General features: G+C 74.0%; 17 protein-coding genes. 13 read left to right on the top strand and 4 right to left on the bottom strand.

The window, feature by feature from the left end:
- Nucleotides 1–23: 23 nt before the first annotated feature.
- Complete coding sequence (locus ABZY33_RS20730; protein ID WP_356493073.1) at nucleotides 24–2,069, top strand: NAD(+) synthase; 2,046 nt, start codon at nucleotides 24–26, stop codon at nucleotides 2,067–2,069.
- Nucleotides 2,070–2,099: 30 nt separating this feature from the next.
- Here the strand turns inward: ABZY33_RS20730 and ABZY33_RS20725 are convergent, their stop codons facing one another.
- A complete protein-coding gene (locus ABZY33_RS20725) occupies nucleotides 2,100–3,074 on the bottom strand; it encodes a helix-turn-helix domain-containing protein (protein WP_356493126.1) in 975 nt (324 codons plus the stop codon).
- A 75-nt stretch (nucleotides 3,075–3,149) separates the two neighbouring features.
- Between ABZY33_RS20725 and ABZY33_RS20720 the strand changes: the two genes are divergently transcribed.
- Complete coding sequence (locus ABZY33_RS20720) at nucleotides 3,150–4,100, top strand: NADP-dependent oxidoreductase (protein ID WP_356493072.1); 951 nt, start codon at nucleotides 3,150–3,152, stop codon at nucleotides 4,098–4,100.
- A 38-nt stretch (nucleotides 4,101–4,138) separates the two neighbouring features.
- Nucleotides 4,139–5,059, top strand: a complete 921-nt coding sequence (gene mmuM / locus ABZY33_RS20715) for a homocysteine S-methyltransferase (RefSeq protein WP_356493071.1) — start codon at nucleotides 4,139–4,141, stop codon at nucleotides 5,057–5,059.
- 4 nt (nucleotides 5,060–5,063) lie between these two features.
- Here mmuM and ABZY33_RS20710 read toward each other — a convergent pair whose 3' ends face one another.
- A complete protein-coding gene (locus tag ABZY33_RS20710; protein WP_356493070.1) occupies nucleotides 5,064–5,858 on the bottom strand; it encodes an SDR family oxidoreductase in 795 nt (264 codons plus the stop codon).
- A gap of 137 nt (nucleotides 5,859–5,995) precedes the next feature.
- Between ABZY33_RS20710 and ABZY33_RS20705 the strand changes: the two genes are divergently transcribed.
- A complete protein-coding gene (locus tag ABZY33_RS20705) occupies nucleotides 5,996–6,880 on the top strand; it encodes a helix-turn-helix transcriptional regulator (RefSeq protein ID WP_356493069.1) in 885 nt (294 codons plus the stop codon).
- Between the two features lie 76 nt (nucleotides 6,881–6,956).
- Complete coding sequence (locus tag ABZY33_RS20700; protein WP_356493068.1) at nucleotides 6,957–7,325, top strand: VOC family protein; 369 nt, start codon at nucleotides 6,957–6,959, stop codon at nucleotides 7,323–7,325.
- Nucleotides 7,326–7,450: 125 nt separating this feature from the next.
- Here the strand turns inward: ABZY33_RS20700 and ABZY33_RS20695 are convergent, their stop codons facing one another.
- Nucleotides 7,451–8,143, bottom strand: a complete 693-nt coding sequence (locus tag ABZY33_RS20695; protein ID WP_356493067.1) for a helix-turn-helix domain-containing protein — start codon at nucleotides 8,141–8,143, stop codon at nucleotides 7,451–7,453.
- Between the two features lie 13 nt (nucleotides 8,144–8,156).
- Entirely contained in the window at nucleotides 8,157–9,323 is a 1,167-nt protein-coding gene (locus ABZY33_RS20690) for a YihY/virulence factor BrkB family protein (RefSeq protein WP_356493066.1), read from the bottom strand.
- Nucleotides 9,324–9,448: 125 nt separating this feature from the next.
- Here ABZY33_RS20690 and ABZY33_RS20685 point away from each other — a divergent pair, with 125 nt between their 5' ends.
- The 8 genes from ABZY33_RS20685 to cysD all read left to right on the top strand — a co-directional run.
- On the top strand, nucleotides 9,449–11,092 hold the full coding sequence (locus tag ABZY33_RS20685) for an acyl-CoA dehydrogenase family protein (protein ID WP_356493065.1): 1,644 nt from the start codon (nucleotides 9,449–9,451) through the stop codon (nucleotides 11,090–11,092).
- Between the two features lie 250 nt (nucleotides 11,093–11,342).
- Entirely contained in the window at nucleotides 11,343–12,626 is a 1,284-nt protein-coding gene (locus ABZY33_RS20680) for a GAF domain-containing protein (protein ID WP_356493064.1), read from the top strand.
- Between the two features lie 41 nt (nucleotides 12,627–12,667).
- Nucleotides 12,668–13,252 carry a GNAT family N-acetyltransferase gene (locus ABZY33_RS20675; protein ID WP_356493063.1) on the top strand — a complete coding sequence of 195 codons (585 nt, stop codon included), beginning with the start codon at nucleotides 12,668–12,670 and terminating at the stop codon, nucleotides 13,250–13,252.
- Nucleotides 13,253–13,589: 337 nt separating this feature from the next.
- Entirely contained in the window at nucleotides 13,590–15,290 is a 1,701-nt protein-coding gene (locus ABZY33_RS20670) for a nitrite/sulfite reductase (RefSeq protein ID WP_356493062.1), read from the top strand.
- Nucleotides 15,287–15,475: a hypothetical protein gene (locus ABZY33_RS20665; protein WP_356493061.1), complete on the top strand. Its 189-nt coding sequence runs from the start codon at nucleotides 15,287–15,289 to the stop codon at nucleotides 15,473–15,475. Before ABZY33_RS20670 ends, ABZY33_RS20665 begins: the two co-directional genes overlap by 4 nt.
- Nucleotides 15,472–16,182 carry a phosphoadenylyl-sulfate reductase gene (locus ABZY33_RS20660; protein WP_356493060.1) on the top strand — a complete coding sequence of 237 codons (711 nt, stop codon included), beginning with the start codon at nucleotides 15,472–15,474 and terminating at the stop codon, nucleotides 16,180–16,182. The genes ABZY33_RS20665 and ABZY33_RS20660 overlap by 4 nt, the downstream gene beginning before the upstream one ends.
- The gene (gene cysC, locus ABZY33_RS20655; RefSeq protein WP_356493059.1) at nucleotides 16,175–16,762 is read left to right on the top strand and encodes an adenylyl-sulfate kinase; all 588 of its coding nucleotides are present in this window, start codon (nucleotides 16,175–16,177) and stop codon (nucleotides 16,760–16,762) included. The genes ABZY33_RS20660 and cysC overlap by 8 nt, the downstream gene beginning before the upstream one ends.
- Nucleotides 16,759–17,246, top strand: a 488-nt coding sequence (gene cysD, locus ABZY33_RS20650) for a sulfate adenylyltransferase subunit CysD (RefSeq protein WP_356493058.1), incomplete at its 3' end; no start/stop codon positions are given. The genes cysC and cysD, both read left to right, overlap by 4 nt.

Genomic DNA, 17,246 nt, shown 5'->3' with positions numbered 1-17,246 from the left:
GGGGCGGTTGTCATGATGGTGGGGTGAACTTCCGGTCGATCTATGCCCATGGTTTCGCTCGCGTGGCCGCCTGTACCGGCCAGACCGCCCTCGCGGACCCGCCCGCCAACGCCGAGGCGATCCTGCGCCAGGGACGCAGGTGCGCCGAGGAGGGGGTGGCCGTCGCGGTCTTCCCCGAACTCGGCCTGACCGGCTACTCCATCGAGGACCTCGTCCTTCAGGACGCGGTCCTCGACGAGGTCGAGCGGGGGCTCGCCCAGGTGGTCGCCGGTTCCGCGGAGCTGCTGACGGTCCTCGTCGTCGGCGCCCCGCTGCGCCATCGCGGCCGCGTCTACAACTGCGCGGTCGTCGTGCACCGCGGCCGGGTCCTCGGCGTCGCCCCCAAGTCGTACCTGCCGAACTACCGCGAGTTCTACGAGCGCCGCCAGCTCACCCCGGGCGACGACGAGCGGGGCGGCACCATCCGGATCGGCGGCGCCGACGTGCCGTTCGGGGTGGACCTGCTCTTCGCCGCCGAGGACGTGCCGGGGCTCGTGGTGCACGTGGAGATCTGCGAGGACATGTGGCTGCCGGTGCCGCCGAGCGCCGAGGCGGCCCTCGCCGGGGCGAGCGTGCTGCTCAACCTCTCCGGCAGCCCGATCACCGTCGGCCGCGCCGACGACCGCACGATGCTCTGCCGTTCGGCGTCCTCGCGCTACCTGGGCGCGTACGTCTACGCGGCCGCGGGGCTCGGTGAGTCGACGACCGATCTGTCCTGGGACGGACAGACCATGATCTTCGAGAACGGCGTGCTGCTCGCGGAGAGCGAGCGGTTCCCGGACGGCGACCGGGCCGCGGTCGCCGACGTCGACCTCGACCTGCTGCGCCAGGAGCGCCAGCGCATGGGCACCTTCGACGACAACCGCCGCACGCACGCCGCGCGCACCGGCGACTTCCGCACGGTCGCGTTCACGCTCGACCCACCGGCCGGCGCCGACCTCGGCCTGCGCCGCCCCGTCGAGCGCTACCCGTTCGTGCCCGCCGACGCCGAGCGGCTCGCCCAGGACTGCTACGAGGCGTACAGCATCCAGGTCGCGGGGTTGCAGCAGCGGCTCGCGGCGATCGGTGACCCGAAGGTGGTCATCGGGGTCTCGGGCGGTCTCGACTCCACGCACGCCCTGATCGTCGCCGCGCGGGCGATGGACCGGGCGGGCCGGCCGCGCAGCGACATCCTCGCCTTCACGATGCCGGGCTTCGCCACCGGCGACCACACCAAGAGCAACGCGCACAAGCTGATGAAGTCGCTCGGCGTCACCGCGGCCGAGCTGGACATCACGGACACGGCGCGACTGATGCTGAAGGAGATGGACCACCCGTTCTCCGCGGGCGAGCCGGTCTACGACGTCACCTTCGAGAACGTGCAGGCCGGGCTGCGCACCGACTACCTCTTCCGGCTCGCCAACCAGCGCGGCGGCATCGTGCTGGGCACGGGTGACCTCTCCGAGCTGGCGCTCGGCTGGTGCACGTACGGCGTGGGCGACCAGATGAGTCACTACAACGTGAACTCGGGCGTGCCCAAGACGCTGATCCAGCACCTGATCCGATGGGTCGTCAGCAGTGAGCTGTTCGGGGAGGAGACCGGCCGCACGCTCACCGCGATCCTCGACACGGAGATCAGCCCCGAGCTGGTGCCCGGCGAGGAGCTGCAGTCGACCGAGTCGAAGATCGGCCCGTACGCGCTGCACGACTTCAGCCTCTTCTACGTGCTGCGGCACGGGTTCCGGCCCTCGAAGATCGCGTTTCTGGCGTGGCACGCCTGGCGCGACCAGGAGGCCGGTGAGTGGCCGCCCGGCTTCCCCGAGTCCGACCGCGGCGCCTACGGCCTGGCGGAGATCCGGCACTGGCTGGAGTACTTCTGTCAGCGCTTCTTCGGGTTCGCGCAGTTCAAGCGGTCCGCGATGCCGAACGGCCCGAAGGTCTCCGCGGGCGGTTCGCTCTCGCCGCGCGGCGAGTGGCGGGCGCCCTCGGACGGCAACGCGCGGGCGTGGCTGGCGGACCTGGCGCGCTGGGAGTGGCCGGCCGACGAGTGACCCGGCCCGCTCCCCCGGGCCGGCGCGGCCTCAGCCGGCCGGGCTGAGGTTGCGGAAGGTGCGGCGGTAGGCGCGCGGGGAGACGCCGATCGCCGCCTGGAGGTGCTGGCGCAGCGAAGTGCCGGTGGCGAAGCCGACCTCGGCCGCGATCCGGTCCACCGGCAGGTCGGTGGATTCCAGCAGGTGCCGGGCCCGGTGCACGCGCTGCTGGATCAGCCAGCGGCCCGGGCTCGTGCCGGTCTCCTCCTGGAAGCGCCGGGCGAAGGTGCGCGGGCTCAGCCGGGCGTGGCCGGCCAGGTCGCGCAGGGCGAGCGGCCGGTCGAGGTGGGCCAGGGCCCAGGCCCGGGTGGCGGCCGTCCCGGCGCTGCCCTCCTCGGGGATCGGCTGCTCGATGTACTGGGCCTGCCCGCCGTCGCGCCACGGCGGTACGACGCAGTGCCGGGCCACGCGGTTGGCGACCGCGCTGCCGTGGTCGCTGCGCACCACGTGCAGGCAGGCGTCGACGCCGGACGCGGCGCCCGCGGAGGTGAGCATGGTGCCGTCGTCGATGAACAGGACGTCCGGGTCCAGGTCGACCTGGGGGAACATGCGGCGGAAGACGTCGGCCAGCGCCCAGTGCGTCGTCGCGGGCCGCCCGTCGAGCAGCCCGGCGGCGGCCAGCGTGAAGGCGCCGGTGCAGATGGAGACCAGGCGGGTGCCCGGCCGGATCCGGGCCAGCGCGGCGCGCACCTCGTCCGGCAGCTCCGCGGCGATACGGCGCAGGTCGTAGGGCGGGATCACCACCGTGTCGGCGCTCTCCAGCGCCTCGGGACCGTGCGCGACGGTGATGGTGAAGTCGGCGTCGGTCGCCACCGTGCGCTCGTCCGAAGCGGCGCAGGTGAGCACCTCGTAGGCCCCCGGCACCAGCGGGAAGACCCGGTTCGGGATGCCCAGCTCGAAGGGGTAGACGCCGTCGAGCGCGAGGGTGACGACGCGGTGCGGGCGGCCGGCCCGGGGTTGGCGCATGCTCATGGCACGATGTTATCGGTACCTGGCAATCTTGCCATTGCCCAGGTCAGCGGGGGGCGGCAGGCTGGGACCATGACCACGAACACCATGAACGCCCTCACCCAGGCCACCCTCGGCGACCCCGGCGTCCTGCGCGAGGCGCAGGTCGCCCGCCCGGAGCCGGGCATCGGCCAGATCCTCGTCGCCGTCCACGCGGCCGGGCTCAACCCCACCGACTGGAAGCACCGCGACTCCGGCATGTTCCTCGGCGAGCCGCCGTTCACCCTCGGCTGGGACGTGTCCGGCGTCGTCGAGGCGGTCGGCCTCGGCGTCTCCCTCTTCGCGCCGGGCGACGAGGTGATGGGCATGCTGCCCTACCCCTACGGCGCCGGTTCGCACGCCGAGTACGTGACCGGCCCGGCCCGCGCCTTCGTGCCCAAGCCCGCCGCGCTGAGCCACGTCGAGGCGGGTGCGCTGCCGCTGGCGGCCCTGACCGCGTGGCAGGCGCTCGTCGACAACGCCCAGGTCGCCCCCGGGCAGCGGGTGCTGGTGCACGCGGCGGCCGGCGGCGTCGGTCATCTCGCGGTGCAGATCGCCAAGGAGCGCGGCGCCCACGTCATCGGCACGGCCAGCGCCGCCAAGCACGACTTCGTGCGCGGGCTCGGCGCGGACGAGGTCATCGACTACCGCACCACCGACTTCGTGGAGCAGGCGCGCGACGTCGACGTGGTGCTCGACTCCCTGGGCGGCGACAGCTGCCTGCGCTCCCTTGAGGTGCTCAAGCCGGGCGGCATCCTGGTGTCGATCCTGCCCGACAACTGGGACGCCGTCGCGGCCCGGGCGCGGGAGCTGGGGGTGCGCGCCCGGTTCATGCTGGTCGAGCACGACCAGGCGGGGATGGCCGCGGTCGCCGGGCTCGCCGCCGCCGGCCGGCTGCGGGCGCACGTCTCCGGCACGTACTCCCTCGCCGAGGCGGCCAAGGCCCACGCGGAGGGCGAGACGGGCCGCGTCACGGGCAAGCTGGTCTTCGCGGTCCGGCCGTAACGTCCGGCGCGGGCCGGGGGTCCGTTAGCGTTCCGGGCATGACCAGCGACGCCCCGGCACCCCGCTCGTTCACCGACGCCCTGGCCCGGCGCGCCCTCGTCCTGGACGGCGGTCTCTCCAACCAGCTGGAGGCCGCCGGGCACGACCTCGGGGACGCGCTGTGGTCGGCGCGGCTGCTCGCCGAGGAGCCGGAGGCGGTGACGGCCGCGCACCTCGCCTACTTCCAGGCGGGCGCGGAGGTCGCCATCACCGCCAGCTACCAGGCGACCTTCGAGGGGTTCGCCAAGCAGGGGATCGGCCGGGAGCGCACGGCCGAACTCCTCGCCCTGAGCGTCGAGCTGGCCCGGACGGCGGCCCGCCGGGCGGCGGTCGGGCGGCCGCTGTGGGTGGCCGCCTCGGTCGGTCCGTACGGGGCCATGCTTGCGGACGGCTCCGAGTACCGGGGACGGTACGGGCTGAGTGTGGCGGCGCTCGAACGCTTCCACCGGCCGCGGATCGAGGCGCTGGCCGCGGCGGGCCCGGACGTCCTCGCCCTGGAGACCGTGCCCGACGCGGACGAGGCGCGGGCCCTGCTGCGGGCGGTCCGCGGGCTCGGGGTGCCGGTCTGGCTGTCGTTCAGCGCCGCCGGGAAGCGGACGCGGGCCGGGCAGCCGCTGGAGGAGGCGTTCGCGCTCGCCGCCGACGCCGAGGAGGTCGTCGCGGTCGGAGTCAACTGCTGCGCCCCGCGCGACGTGCCGTACGCGGTCGAGACGGCGGCGCGGGTGAGCGGCAAGCCCGTCGTGGTCTACCCCAACAGCGGTGAGGAGTGGGACGCGGCCGCCCGCGCCTGGCGGGGCCGGTCCACGTTCCCCGCCGGCCAGGTCACGCGGTGGCGGCGCGCGGGGGCCGGCCTCATCGGCGGCTGCTGCCGGGTGGGCCCGGAGACGGTGCGCGGCATCGCGGCGGCGCTGGGTCGCTGACGGCCTACGCGGTGGTGGCGATGCCGCCGTCGACCGGGATCACGGCGCCCGTCAGGTAGGCGCCCGCCCGGGCGGCGAGGAAGACGGCGACCCCCGCCATGTCGTCGTCGCGGCCGATCCGGCGCAGCGGGGCCGACGCCGCGATCGCCTCGCCGAGCTCGTCGAGGGTCGCCGCCATCATCGCCGACGGGAAGGGGCCCGGCGCCACGGCGTTCACGGTGACGTGCTGCGGTCCCAGCTCCCTGGCGAGCACTCTGGTGAGCTGATGCAGGGCCGCCTTGCTGCTGGAGTACGAGTAGTTGGGCCGATGCGGGATGTGCAGGGCGGCGATGCTGCCGATGTTGATGACCCGCGCGGGATCGTCGGCGGTGCCCGCCCCGCGCAGGGCCGGCAGCAGCGCCTGGACCAGCCAGAACGGCGCCTTCAGGTTGAGGTCGACGACCGTGTCCCAGGCCGCGTCCGGGAACGTCGCCAGCGGCTCGTCCCACATGGCGCCCGCGTTGTTGACGAGGATGTCGAGGGGTTCCGGGCCGGCGGTGACGAGGTCGGCCAGGCGCCGGCACTCGTCGTGCCGGGACAGGTCGGCGGGGACGGCCCGCACCGCGCCGAACGCGGACAGCTGCTCCTGCGCCCGCGCGCAGGCTTGCGGGTCGCGTGAGGTGATGACCACGCGGGCGCCCGCCTGGAGCAGGCCCCGCGCGATCATCATCCCGATGCCTCGGGTGCCCCCGGTGACGAGCGCGCGCTTGCCGCTCAGATCGAAGAGTTCCGCATGCCCGGTGAACTGGTTGTCTGCCATGTGACGGCCTTCCGGTCGGTCGTGCCTCGTGCTGTCCCCGCCATGGGACCCCGGCTCCGCCCTCGGGCGGGAGTCACCGCTCTTCCGGGTACTGGCAGTACCTCCCGGCGCACCGCCCCGCGACCTACGGTGGGGAGGTGACCGACAGCGCGAAGCACACGCGGGCCGACGAGGTACGGGAGTTCCTGCGCACCCGTCGCGCCCGCATGACGCCCCAGCAGGCCGGGCTGCCCCTCGTCGGAGGCAGGCGGCGGGTGACCGGACTGCGCCGGGAGGAGGTGGCGCTGCTGGCCGGGGTGAGCGTCGACTACTACATCCGCCTCGAACGCGGGAACCTGCGGGGCGCCTCGGACTCGGTGCTCGACTCCTTGTCGCACGCCCTGCACCTCGACGACGCCGAGCGGGCCCACCTCTACGACCTGGCCCGCGCGGCCTCCGCGTCCGAGCCCCGGCCCCGCGCCGCGACGGGGCGGATCCGGCCGGTGGTCCTGCGGGTGCTCGACGCGATGACCGGCCTGCCGGCCTACGTCCGCAACGGGCGGTTCGACATCGTCGCCGCCAACCCGCTCGGCCGGGCGCTGTACGCCCCGGTCTACGACTCCCCGCTGTTCGCGCAGCGGGGTCCGGTCAACACCGCGCGGTTCCTGTTCCTCGATCCTGGCTCCGCCGACTTCTGGCCCGAGCGGGACAAGGCCGCCGACGACTCGGTCGCCTTCCTGCGCACCGAGACCGGCCGCTCGCCGCGGGACAAGGGGCTGATGGACCTGATCGGGGAGCTGTCCACGAAGAGCGAGGAGTTCGCCCGGCGCTGGGCCCGGCACGACGTGAAGTTCCAGCGCTCCGGCGCGAAGCGGCTGCGCCATCCGCTCCTCGGCGACCTGGCCCTGCCCTACGAAGCCTTCGACCTGCCCGCCGACCCCGGGCTGCACATCACCGTCTACTCGCCCGAGCCCGACTCACCGGAACGCCGGAGCCTCGACCTTCTGGCCGGCTGGACCGGCTCGCCCGCTCCCGGCCGCTGACGAGCGTCACCGCGCCGGTGCTGCGGTGTCCGATCCGTACAAGACCCGGCCGCGCGCGGCTGCCTACGGTGAGGCCATGACTGACCGCACCGTCCGTATGGACGCCATCGGGATCGCCGCCCGCGATCTGGCCGCCTCGCTCGCGTTCTACCGCCTCCTCGGGCTCACCTTCCCCGCGGGCGCCGAACGGCTCCCCCACGTGGAGACGGAGCTGCCCGGCGGCATCCGGCTCATGTTCGACCCCGACGACAGCGACGCCGACCGCGGCCGGGGCCGGCTCGCGCTCGCCTTCCACTGCGGGGACGCGGCCGGGGTCGACGCGGCGTACGCGGCGCTGACGCGGGCCGGGCACCACGGCGAGCGCGCGCCGTGGGACGCGGTGTGGGGCCAGCGCTACGCCGTCGTGCACGACCCGGACGGGAACCAGGTCGACCTGTTCGCGTGAGACCCGCCCGGCCGGCCGACGACCACCGTCGGACGGCCGGCCGAGCCCGGCGCCCGGCAGGACGGACCCGCGCGCCCACCGGCAGACCCGGCGACCGGGCGCGACGCCCCGCAAGACGGACCTCGTCAGACCAGCCCGCCCAGCGTGGTGCCCGTCAACGCCCGTACGTCGCGCGCCAGATGCGCCTGGTCCGTGTAGCCCGCCCGGGCCGCGGTCTCCGCGAAGGGGACGCCCGCGCGGGCCAGCGCCAGGGCGCGGCGCAGCCGCAGCACCCGCGCCAGCGTCTTGGGTCCGTAGCCGAACGCGGCCAGCGCACGGCGGTGCAGCGCACGGGGGCCGAGCCCCACCGCCGCGGCCGCGGCGGCGACACCGCGGCCCGCGTCCAGGGCCGCCACCACCTCGGTGAGGAGCGGGTCGGGCGGCCCGGCGGCGGCCGCGAGCCGGGCGGCGGCCCGCTCCAGCCCGGCCGCGGGGTCGGCGGCGGCGTCGATCCGCTCGGTGAGCCGGCGGGCGGCCGCCGCGGGCCACAGGTCGCCCAGGTCGACGCGGGCGTCACGCAGGTCGTGGGCGGGTACGCCGAGGTAGGCGGGGGCGGCGCCGGGGGCGAAGCGGATGCCCGCGAAGCGGCGGCCCGGGCCCGCGGCGGCGGTGTGGGCGCGGGTGTCGGGCCCGGCGACGAAGAGACGCCCCTCGCTCCAGATCAGGTCCATGCAGCCGTCGGGCAGCACGGGGCGGCTCCCGCCGGCACCGGCGACGGTCCGCGTCCACACCACGGCCCCGGGCACCGTGCTCGCCCGCTCCGCGTACTCCCCGCTCACCGGGGCGGCCCGCTCATCGCGGCGGGCCGTCCTCTTCCTCGTGCGGCGCGTCCCCGTGCTTGCGCGCGTGCGCGCGCAGCCGGGACGTCACGTCCTCGGGCGGCAGGAAGCGCGACCAGCGCTCGGGGAACTCCGAGGGCATGTCGGGCTCGTCCGGATCGTCGGGGTCGGCCGCGTACGGGGTGGCGCGGGCTGCGGCGCGGGCCAGGTAGTGCGCGGAGCCCGGCGTGCGCACCCGCTCGTTCGAGGCGCGCGCCGCGGCCGTGGCGACCGACGGCCAGACCCGGTCGATCGCGGCGTTCATCGCGGCGCCGACGAGGACCGCGAACGCCGAGACACCGATCCACAGCAGCACCGCGACGGGCGCCGCGAGGGAGCCGTAGATCGTGGGCCCCTCGATGGTGCTGGTGAGGTAGAGGCGGAGCAGGAAGCTGCCGGGGATCCACATGGCGAGGGCGACCAGGGCTCCGGGCACGTCCTCGATCCACGGGGAGCGCACGGGCACGGACACGTGGTAGAGCGTCGTCAGGAAGGCGACCGACAGGATCAGCACCACCGGCCAGTAGAGGATCTGGACGACCGTCTCCGACCAGGGGACGAGGCCGATCACCGCGTCCGGTCCCGCGATCATCAGCGGCAGCGCCACCGAGCCGACGACCAGGCCGACGAGGAAGAGCAGGAACGCGAGCAGCCGGGTCTTCACGATGCCGCGCACCCCGTCCAGGCCGTACATCACGGTGACCGTGTCGACGAACGTCGACACCGCCCGCGATCCCGACCACAGCGAGATGAGGAACCCGATGGAGATGACGTCGGGGCGGCCGCCCTTGATGACGTCGTCCAGAATCGGTTCTGCGATCTCCTTGACGCCCTGGCCGGTCAGGACCGTGCGCGACGCTTCCAGGATGTTGTCGCGCACGCCCGCGATCGTGTCGGCGCCGGTCCACGAGTCGACGTAGGCGAGCAGGCCCACCAGGGAGAGCAGCAGCGGCGGGACGGAGAGCAGGGTGAAGAACGCCGCCTCGGCCGCGAGGCCCAGGATGCGGTACTCCATGCACGAGTTGACGGTGTCCTTGAGCAGCAGCCAGGCGGTCCTGCGCTTGGAGACGTTCTCGTAGAGAACGCGGACCCGGTGGAGACGGCCGGACGGCGACGGCGGGGGATCACTTGCTGGCTGCACGGTCTAAAGGTATCCGCCGTCCGCCGGTGTACCCATCCCCCGGTGCCCCGGCCTGCGCCCGCGCGGTCCCGGCGGTCGCGGGGCGCGGTCGCGGGGCGCACCGCGCCGCCGGTAGGTTCGCTGTCATGTCGGGCAGCACGCACACGGTGACCAATCAGCCCCCGCCCCTGGTGGGGTACGACGTCTTCGCCGCGGACCGGGTCCTCACCGAGGGCCTGGAGCGGCATCTGGACCCGGGGCCTTTGGCGGAGACCCGGGCGGAGCTGACGGTGCTCGGCCGCGCCGCGGGCTCCGCGCAGGCGCGGGAGTGGGGGCGCCTGGCGAACGTGCAGCCGCCGGGCTTGCGCACCCACGACCCGTCCGGCCACCGGATCGACGAGGTCGACTTCCACCCGGCCTGGCACCGGCTGGTGGGCAAGGCGGTCTCGGCGGGCCTTACGGCGGCGTGGGCGCGGCCCGCCGGGCACCTGCGGCGCGCGGCCGCGTTCCTGGTGTGGTCGCAGGTGGAGGCGGGGCACCTGTGTCCGGTGTCGATGACGCACGCGGCGGTGCCCGCGCTGCGCGCCGACCCCGGCCTCGCCGCGCTCTGGGAGCCGCGACTGACCTCCACCGTCTACGACTTCGGGCTGCGGCCCGCGTCCCAGAAGGCCGGCGTGCTCCTCGGCACGGCGATGACGGAGAAGCAGGGCGGCAGCGACGTACACGCCCTCACGACGCGGGCGGAGGCGCTGGCCGAGGACGGCACGTACACGCTCACCGGGCACAAGTGGTTCTGTTCCGCGCCGATGTCGGACGGGTTCCTGGTGCTCGCGCAGGCGGACGCCGGGCCGACCTGCTTCCTCGTGCCGCGGGTCCATGAGGACGGCAGGCGCAACCCGTTCGCGATCCAGCGGCTCAAGGACACGCTGGGCAACCGCTCGAACGCCTCGGGCGAGGTCGAGTTCGACGGCACGTGGGCGCGGCGGGTCGGGGACGAGGGACGCGGGGTGCGCACCCTCGCCGGCACGGTCGCCGCGGCCCGCCTCGACTGTGTGCTCGGCTCGGCGGCGCTGATGCGGCAGGCGGTGGCGCAGGCGGTCCACCACTGCACGTACCGCGAGGCGTTCGGCGCGCGCCTCGTCGACCAGCCGCTGATGCGCACCGTCCTGGCCGATCTGGCTGTGGAGTCGGAGGCGGCGACGGTGCTGGCGCTGCGGCTCGCGGCGGCCTGCGACGGCGCGGCCGATGGTGACGAGCGCGAGCGGGCGTTCCTGCGGCTCGCCGTGCCGGCCGCCAAGTACTGGGTGACGAAGCGGTGCACGCCGCTGGTGGCCGAGGCGCTGGAGTGCCTGGGCGGCAACGGCTACGTGGAGGAGTCGGTCCTGCCGCGGCTGCTGCGCGAGGCGCCGCTGAACTCGCTCTGGGCGGGGCCGGGCAACGTCCAGGCCCTGGACGTGCTGCGGGCGGTGCAGCGCGAGCCCGGGGCGTTCGACGCGTTCCTGCTGGAGGTCGGCAAGGCCCGCGGCGCCGACCACCGGCTGGACGCGGCGGTGCGGGGCCTGCTGGGCGAACTCGGCGACCTGGACGCCGTCGAGGCGCGGGCGCGGCGGCTGGTGGAGCGGATCGCTCTGGTCCTTCAGGGGTCGCTGCTCGTGCGGTACGCGCCGGCCGAGGTGGCGGACGCCTTCTGCGCGGCCCGGCTCGGCGGGGACGGGGGCGCCGCGTTCGGGACGCTGCCGCACACGCTGGGGCTGGCCGGGATCGTCGAGCGGGCCCGTCCGGTGGAGTGAACTCCCCCTGGATTCCCCGGCCGCCGCGGGGTGCCGGCGGGGATGGTGCCGCGCCGACACGGCACCATCCCCGCCCGCGGACTCCGGTACGGAGCCCGCACGCCGCCGGGGCGGCGTTGGTGCCAGTTTCAACCGCCGTACGGTCACTCGCCAGGGTTGCAGGGGGTTGCAACGTCCTGTCCAACTCCGCCCGCGCCCCGGCCCGGCAGTGCACGATGGGCGCAACTCCCCGCTCACCGAGGATGCAGGCATGAAGAAGGACGCGACGATCGATCTGGCGCGACTGACCGTGGTGGACACGGCGTCGGCGTCCCGGCTGTTGCAGGGCGTGCGCGAGGCGACGCTCGCCGGGCAGCGGCCGCCGGTCGCGCCCCGGCCGGAGATCGGCGAGTCCTGGCGGCGGATGCTGCGCGGCGGGGTCGACCCGGACCGCGACGTCCGCGCGGGGCTGCTCGGGGCCGACGAGGTGGCGCGGCGGCGCCGCTCCTCGCCGCTGCTGCCCGTCCTGCCGGTGCTGCGCGAGGCGCTGGTGGCGGTGGCCGAGGCGGCGCAGCACATCATGGTGGTCAGCGACGCCGAGGGCCGGCTGCTGTGGCGCGAGGGGCATCCGGGCGTCCTGCGCAAGGCGGACCAGCTCGGTTTCGAGGTGGGCGCGCACTGGGGCGAGGACGTCGTCGGGACGAACGGGGTGGGCACGCCGCTGGTGACCCGGCGGCCCGTCCAGGTCTTCGCCGCCGAGCACTTCGTGCGCTCGCACGCCCCGTGGACGTGCGCCGGAGCGCCGGTGACGGACCCGCGCGACGGGCGGCTGCTGGGGGTGGTGGATGTCAGCGGGCCGCTGGAGACGATGCATCCGGCGACGCTCGCCTGGGTGCGGTCGGTGGCGCAGCTGGCGGAGGCGCGCCTGCGCGAGCTGCACGTGCACAGCCTGGAGCGGCTGCGGGCGGTGGCGGCGCCGGTCCTCGCGCGGATGGGCGACCGGGCCCTGGCCGTCGACGGCAACGGCTGGACGGCGGCGGTCACCGGGATGCCGCCGGTCGACCGGGTGGCGCTGCCGGCGTCGCTGGCGGAGGGCGTGTGCCGGATTCCGTCGCTCGGCGCGTGCCGGGCGGCGCCGCTGCCCGGCGGCTGGCTGCTGGTGGTGGACGACGCGCCGGAGCCGCCGGCCGCGACCCGGCTCGTGCTTGACGTGCGCGGCCCGCGCCGCTGGTCGGTCGAGGTGTCGGGCCCGGCCGGTTCCTGGACGCACGAGCTGAGCCCGCGCCATGCCGAACTGCTGTACCTGCTCGCCCGGCACCGGGCGGGCCGCAGCGCGTCGGACCTGGCCGAGGAGGTGTTCGGCGACCGCGCGCGGACGGTGACGGTGCGCGCGGAGCTGTCCCGGGTGCGCCGCTACCTCGGCGGGCTGCTCTCGCACCGCCCGTACCGGTTCGTGGAGGGCACGGAGGTGGCGGTGGTGCTGCCGGACGACCCGCTGGACCTGCTGCCGCACTCCACGGCGCCGGTGGTGCGCGCGGCGCGGGCCGCCGGGTAGCGCCTTGGCCCGCGCGCCCGCCCCGTGATGCGATGGGCCGCATGAGCAGCAGCACTGTCACCGTCACCACGTGGTCGCTGGAACAGACCGCGCCGTCCGATCTGCGCCCCGCCGCATCGCCGCGGGGCGACGCCGTCCGCGTCGTGCGGTCCGAGGTTCCCTCGCCCGAGTTCAGCCGGTTCCTGTACGCGTCCGTGGGCGGCGACATCCGCTGGACCGACCGGCTCGGCTGGTCGTACGCGCGGTGGCAGGAGGAGCTGGGCCGGCCGGGGGCCGAGACGTGGGTGGCCTACGAGCGGGGGACGCCGGCCGGGTACGTCGAGCTGGCCGCGCAGGACGAGGGCGTGGTGGAGATCGTGTACTTCGGCCTGATCCCGGCGTTCCGCGGGCGGCGGATCGGCGGACACCTGCTGTCGTACGGCGTCGCGCGCGCCTGGGACCTGGCCGAGCGGTGGCCGCAGCGGACGCCGACGAAGCGGGTCTGGCTCCACACGTGCAGCCTCGACGGGGAGCACGCGCGGGCCAACTACGAGCGGCGCGGGTTCCGCGTGTTCCGGACGGAGACCGGGGAGGAACCGGAGGTGGCGACTCCGGGCCCTTGGCCCGGAGCGTTCCCGTCCGCGTGAGTCCAATGCGGGCGAATACGACCTTTCACCGGACCGGCGTGTGATCACCGCCACCATCGTCCACGATGTGGGACATCTGCGTCCAAATGACGGACGATGGTGGACCGGGCCCAAAGTCCCGTGACACGCTTCCGTCATGTCTACAGCTGGAACCGCCTTGGTGAGTCGACGGCACGTCGACTACGGCCGCATGTCCAGCGCCATCTGTCCGGCGCGCTGAGAGAACCAGCACCGCCGACGTTCCCCGCTCCACCTGATCTCCCAGCGCACCGCCGCGCCCCGGCGCGAAGTGTGCTGGTCAGAGCCGTCTGAGCCAGCTTGTTAAGGACGTACACCCATGGCTGCCACCCCTGACAACCCCGCTGCCGCCGCGCCCCGCCGCAAGGTGAGCCGTCACCGTGGTGAGGGCCAGTGGGCCGTGGGCCACTTCACGCCGCTCAACGGCAACGAACAGACGAAGAAGGACGACGACGGTCTCAATGTGCGGACACGCATTGAGACGATCTACTCCAAGCGCGGCTTCGACTCGATCGACCCCGGTGACCTGCGGGGCCGTATGCGCTGGTGGGGTCTTTACACCCAGCGCCGGCCCGGCATCGACGGCGGCAAGACGGCCGTCCTGGAGCCGGAGGAGCTGGACGACAAGTACTTCATGCTGCGCGTGCGCGTCGACGGCGGGCAGCTGACCACCCGGCAGCTGCGCGTCATCGGCGAGATCTCGCAGGAGTTCGCGCGCGGCACCGCCGACATCACCGACCGGCAGAACGTGCAGTACCACTGGATCCGGATCGAGGACGTGCCGGAGATCTGGCACCGGCTTGAGGCCGTCGGCCTGTCGACCGTCACGGCCTGCGGCGACACCCCGCGCGTGATGATCGGCTCGCCGGTCGCGGGCATCGCCGAGGACGAGATCATCGACGCCACCCCGGCCCTGGAGGAGATCAAGCGCCGGGTCCTGAACAACCCGGCGTACTCGAACCTGCCGCGCAAGTTCAAGACGGCCATCTCCGGCTCCCCGCTCCTGGACGTGGTGCACGAGATCAACGACGTCTCCTTCGTCGGTGTCGTCCACCCCGAGTTCGGCCCCGGCTTCGACCTCTGGGTCGGCGGCGGCCTGTCCACCAACCCCAAGCTGGGTGTGCGCCTCGGCGCCTGGGTGCCGATCGAGGACGTGCCCGACGTCTACGAGGGCGTCATCTCGATCTTCCGCGACTACGGCTACCGCCGGCTGCGCAACCGTGCCCGCCTGAAGTTCCTGGTCGCCGACTGGGGCCCGGAGAAGTTCCGCCAGGTCCTCCAGGACGAGTACCTGGGCGGGCGCAAGCTCGCCGACGGGCCCGCCCCGGCGCAGCCCTCCGCGCAGTGGCGCGACCACATCGGCGTGCACCGCCAGAACGACGGCCGGTTCTACGTGGGCTTCGCCCCGCGCGTGGGCCGCGTCGACGGCGCCACGCTCACCAAGATCGCCGACCTGGCCGAGGCGCACGGCTCCGGGCGGGTGCACACCACCGTCGAGCAGAAGATGATCGTCCTCGACGTCGAGCAGGACCGGGTCGACTCGCTGGTGGAGGGCCTTGAGGCGCTCGACCTGACCGCCCGCCCCTCCACGTTCCGGCGCGGCACCATGGCCTGCACCGGCATCGAGTTCTGCAAGCTCGCGATCGTCGAGACCAAGCAGCGCGGCGCCCAGCTCATCGACGAACTGGAGCGGCGCCTGCCGGAGTTCGACGAGCCGCTGACCATCAACCTGAACGGCTGCCCGAACGCCTGCGCCCGCATCCAGGTCGCGGACATCGGTCTCAAGGGCCAGCTCATGCTGGACAAGGACGGCAACCAGGTCGAGGGGTACCAGGTGCACCTCGGTGGCGCGCTCGGCCTGGAGGCCGGGTTCGGCCGCAAGGTGCGCGGCCTGAAGGTCACCTCGGCCGAGCTGCCGGACTACATCGAGCGGGTCCTCACGCGCTTCCAGGCGGAGCGCGAGGAGGGCGAGCGGTTCGCCGCCTGGACCACCCGCGCCTCCGAGGAGGCCCTGTCGTGAGCGAGCGCGCGGCCCCCTTCTACTGCCCCTACTGCGGTGACGAGGACCTGCGGCCCAGTGAGGCCGAGGGCACCGGTCACGGCGCCTGGGAATGCGCGGCATGCAATCGGGCCTTCCAGTTGAAGTTCCTCGGGCTGCTCTCCCGGGGGATTCGACGCACCGAAGGCGGAGGAGAACGAATATGACGACAGCTCAGATCCCGTCGGGGACCGCGGAGCTGAAGGCGCTCGCCGAGCGGGCCGGGCGCGACCTGGAGGACGCGAGCGCCCTGGAGATCCTCCAGTGGGCGGCCCGGACCTTCGGGAGCGAGTTCTGCGTGACCTCCTCCATGGAGGACGCGGTCGTCGCCCACCTCGCCTCGCGCGCCCTGCCCGGTGTGGACGTCGTCTTCCTCGACACCGGCTACCACTTCGAGGAGACCATCGGCACCCGCGACGCCGTCGAGGCCGTGATGGACGTGAACGTCATCACGCTCACGCCCCGGCGCAGCGTCGCCGAGCAGGACGCCGAGTTCGGTCCGCGGCTGTACGAGCGCGACCCCGACCTGTGCTGCGCGATGCGCAAGGTCAAGCCCCTGGAGGAGGGGCTGACCCGGTACGCCGCGTGGGCGACGGGGCTGCGCCGCGACGAGTCCCCGACCCGCGCGGACACGCCGGTCGTCAGCTGGGACGAGAAGCGCCAGAAGGTCAAGGTCTCCCCGATCGCCCGCTGGACGCAGGACGACGTCGACGCGTACGTGCAGGAGCACGGTGTGCTCACCAACCCGCTGCTGATGGACGGGTACGGCTCGGTGGGCTGCGCCCCCTGCACCCGTCGCCTCCTGGCGGGCGAGGACGCCCGCGCCGGACGCTGGGCGGGCCGCGCCAAGACCGAGTGCGGCATCCATGGCTGAGGCGAGCGAACTCCCGCACCCGACACCGACTTTGGAGAAGCAAGTGACCGGAGCCACGATCTGGCTCACGGGTCTGCCGAGCGCCGGCAAGACCACCATCGCCAACGAGCTGGCGCGGACGCTGCGCGCCGAGGGCCGGCGGGTCGAGGTACTGGACGGCGACGAGATCCGCGAGTACCTCTCGGCGGGCCTCGGCTTCAGCCGCGCGGACCGGCACACGAACGTGCAGCGCATCGGTTTCCTGGCCGAACTCCTCGCCCGCAACGGCGTGCTGGCGCTCGTCCCGGTCATCGCCCCGTACGCCGACAGCCGCGAGGCGGTGCGCAAGCGCCACCAGAGCGGCGGCACCGCCTACCTGGAGGTGCACGTCGCCACGCCGGTGGAGGTCTGCTCCGTCCGCGACGTGAAGGGCCTGTACGCCAAGCAGGCGGCGGGCGAGCTGTCCGGGCTCACCGGGGTCGACGACCCGTACGAGGCGCCCGGCGCACCCGACCTGCGCATCGAGTCGCACCACCAGACCGTGCAGGAGTCCGCGGCCGCGCTCCGTGCGCTGCTCACCGAGAGGGGTCTCGCCGCATGACGACCGTAGTGACTGTCTCCGAGGAGACCGACAGCCCGTACGCGCTCAGCCACCTGGACGCGCTGGAGTCCGAGGCGGTGCACATCTTCCGCGAGGTGGCGGGCGAGTTCGAGCGGCCGGTGATCCTCTTCTCCGGCGGCAAGGACTCGATCCTCATGCTGCACCTGGCACTGAAGGCCTTCGCGCCCGCCCCCGTCCCCTTCTCGCTGCTGCACGTGGACACCGGTCACAACTTCCCCGAGGTGCTGGCCTACCGCGACCGGGTCGTGGCCGAGCACGGTCTGCGGCTGCATGTGGCCTCCGTGCAGGAGTACATCGACCGGGGCGTGCTGCGCGAGCGCCCGGACGGGACCCGCAACCCGCTCCAGACGCTGCCGCTGACGGAGAAGATCCAGGCGGAGAAGTTCGACGCGGTCTTCGGCGGCGGCCGCCGCGACGAGGAGAAGGCGCGGGCCAAGGAGCGGGTGTTCTCGCTGCGCGACGA

This window comes from Streptomyces sp. NPDC006552 (assembly GCF_040611655.1).
GTDB lineage: Bacteria > Actinomycetota > Actinomycetes > Streptomycetales > Streptomycetaceae > Streptomyces.
Note: the sequence above shows the minus strand (reverse complement) of the source record. Positions and strands in the feature narration are given on the sequence as shown.

Coding starts and splice junctions, on each gene's coding strand:
- ABZY33_RS20725 (WP_356493126.1), bottom strand. CDS start 3,074: ATGCGCCAACCCCGGGCCGGCCGCCCGCACCGCGTCGTCACCCTCGCG.
- ABZY33_RS20720 (WP_356493072.1), top strand. CDS start 3,150: ATGACCACGAACACCATGAACGCCCTCACCCAGGCCACCCTCGGCGAC.
- mmuM (WP_356493071.1), top strand. CDS start 4,139: ATGACCAGCGACGCCCCGGCACCCCGCTCGTTCACCGACGCCCTGGCC.
- ABZY33_RS20710 (WP_356493070.1), bottom strand. CDS start 5,858: ATGGCAGACAACCAGTTCACCGGGCATGCGGAACTCTTCGATCTGAGC.
- ABZY33_RS20700 (WP_356493068.1), top strand. CDS start 6,957: ATGACTGACCGCACCGTCCGTATGGACGCCATCGGGATCGCCGCCCGC.
- ABZY33_RS20685 (WP_356493065.1), top strand. CDS start 9,449: ATGTCGGGCAGCACGCACACGGTGACCAATCAGCCCCCGCCCCTGGTG.
- ABZY33_RS20680 (WP_356493064.1), top strand. CDS start 11,343: ATGAAGAAGGACGCGACGATCGATCTGGCGCGACTGACCGTGGTGGAC.
- ABZY33_RS20675 (WP_356493063.1), top strand. CDS start 12,668: ATGAGCAGCAGCACTGTCACCGTCACCACGTGGTCGCTGGAACAGACC.
- ABZY33_RS20670 (WP_356493062.1), top strand. CDS start 13,590: ATGGCTGCCACCCCTGACAACCCCGCTGCCGCCGCGCCCCGCCGCAAG.
- ABZY33_RS20660 (WP_356493060.1), top strand. CDS start 15,472: ATGACGACAGCTCAGATCCCGTCGGGGACCGCGGAGCTGAAGGCGCTC.
- cysC (WP_356493059.1), top strand. CDS start 16,175: ATGGCTGAGGCGAGCGAACTCCCGCACCCGACACCGACTTTGGAGAAG.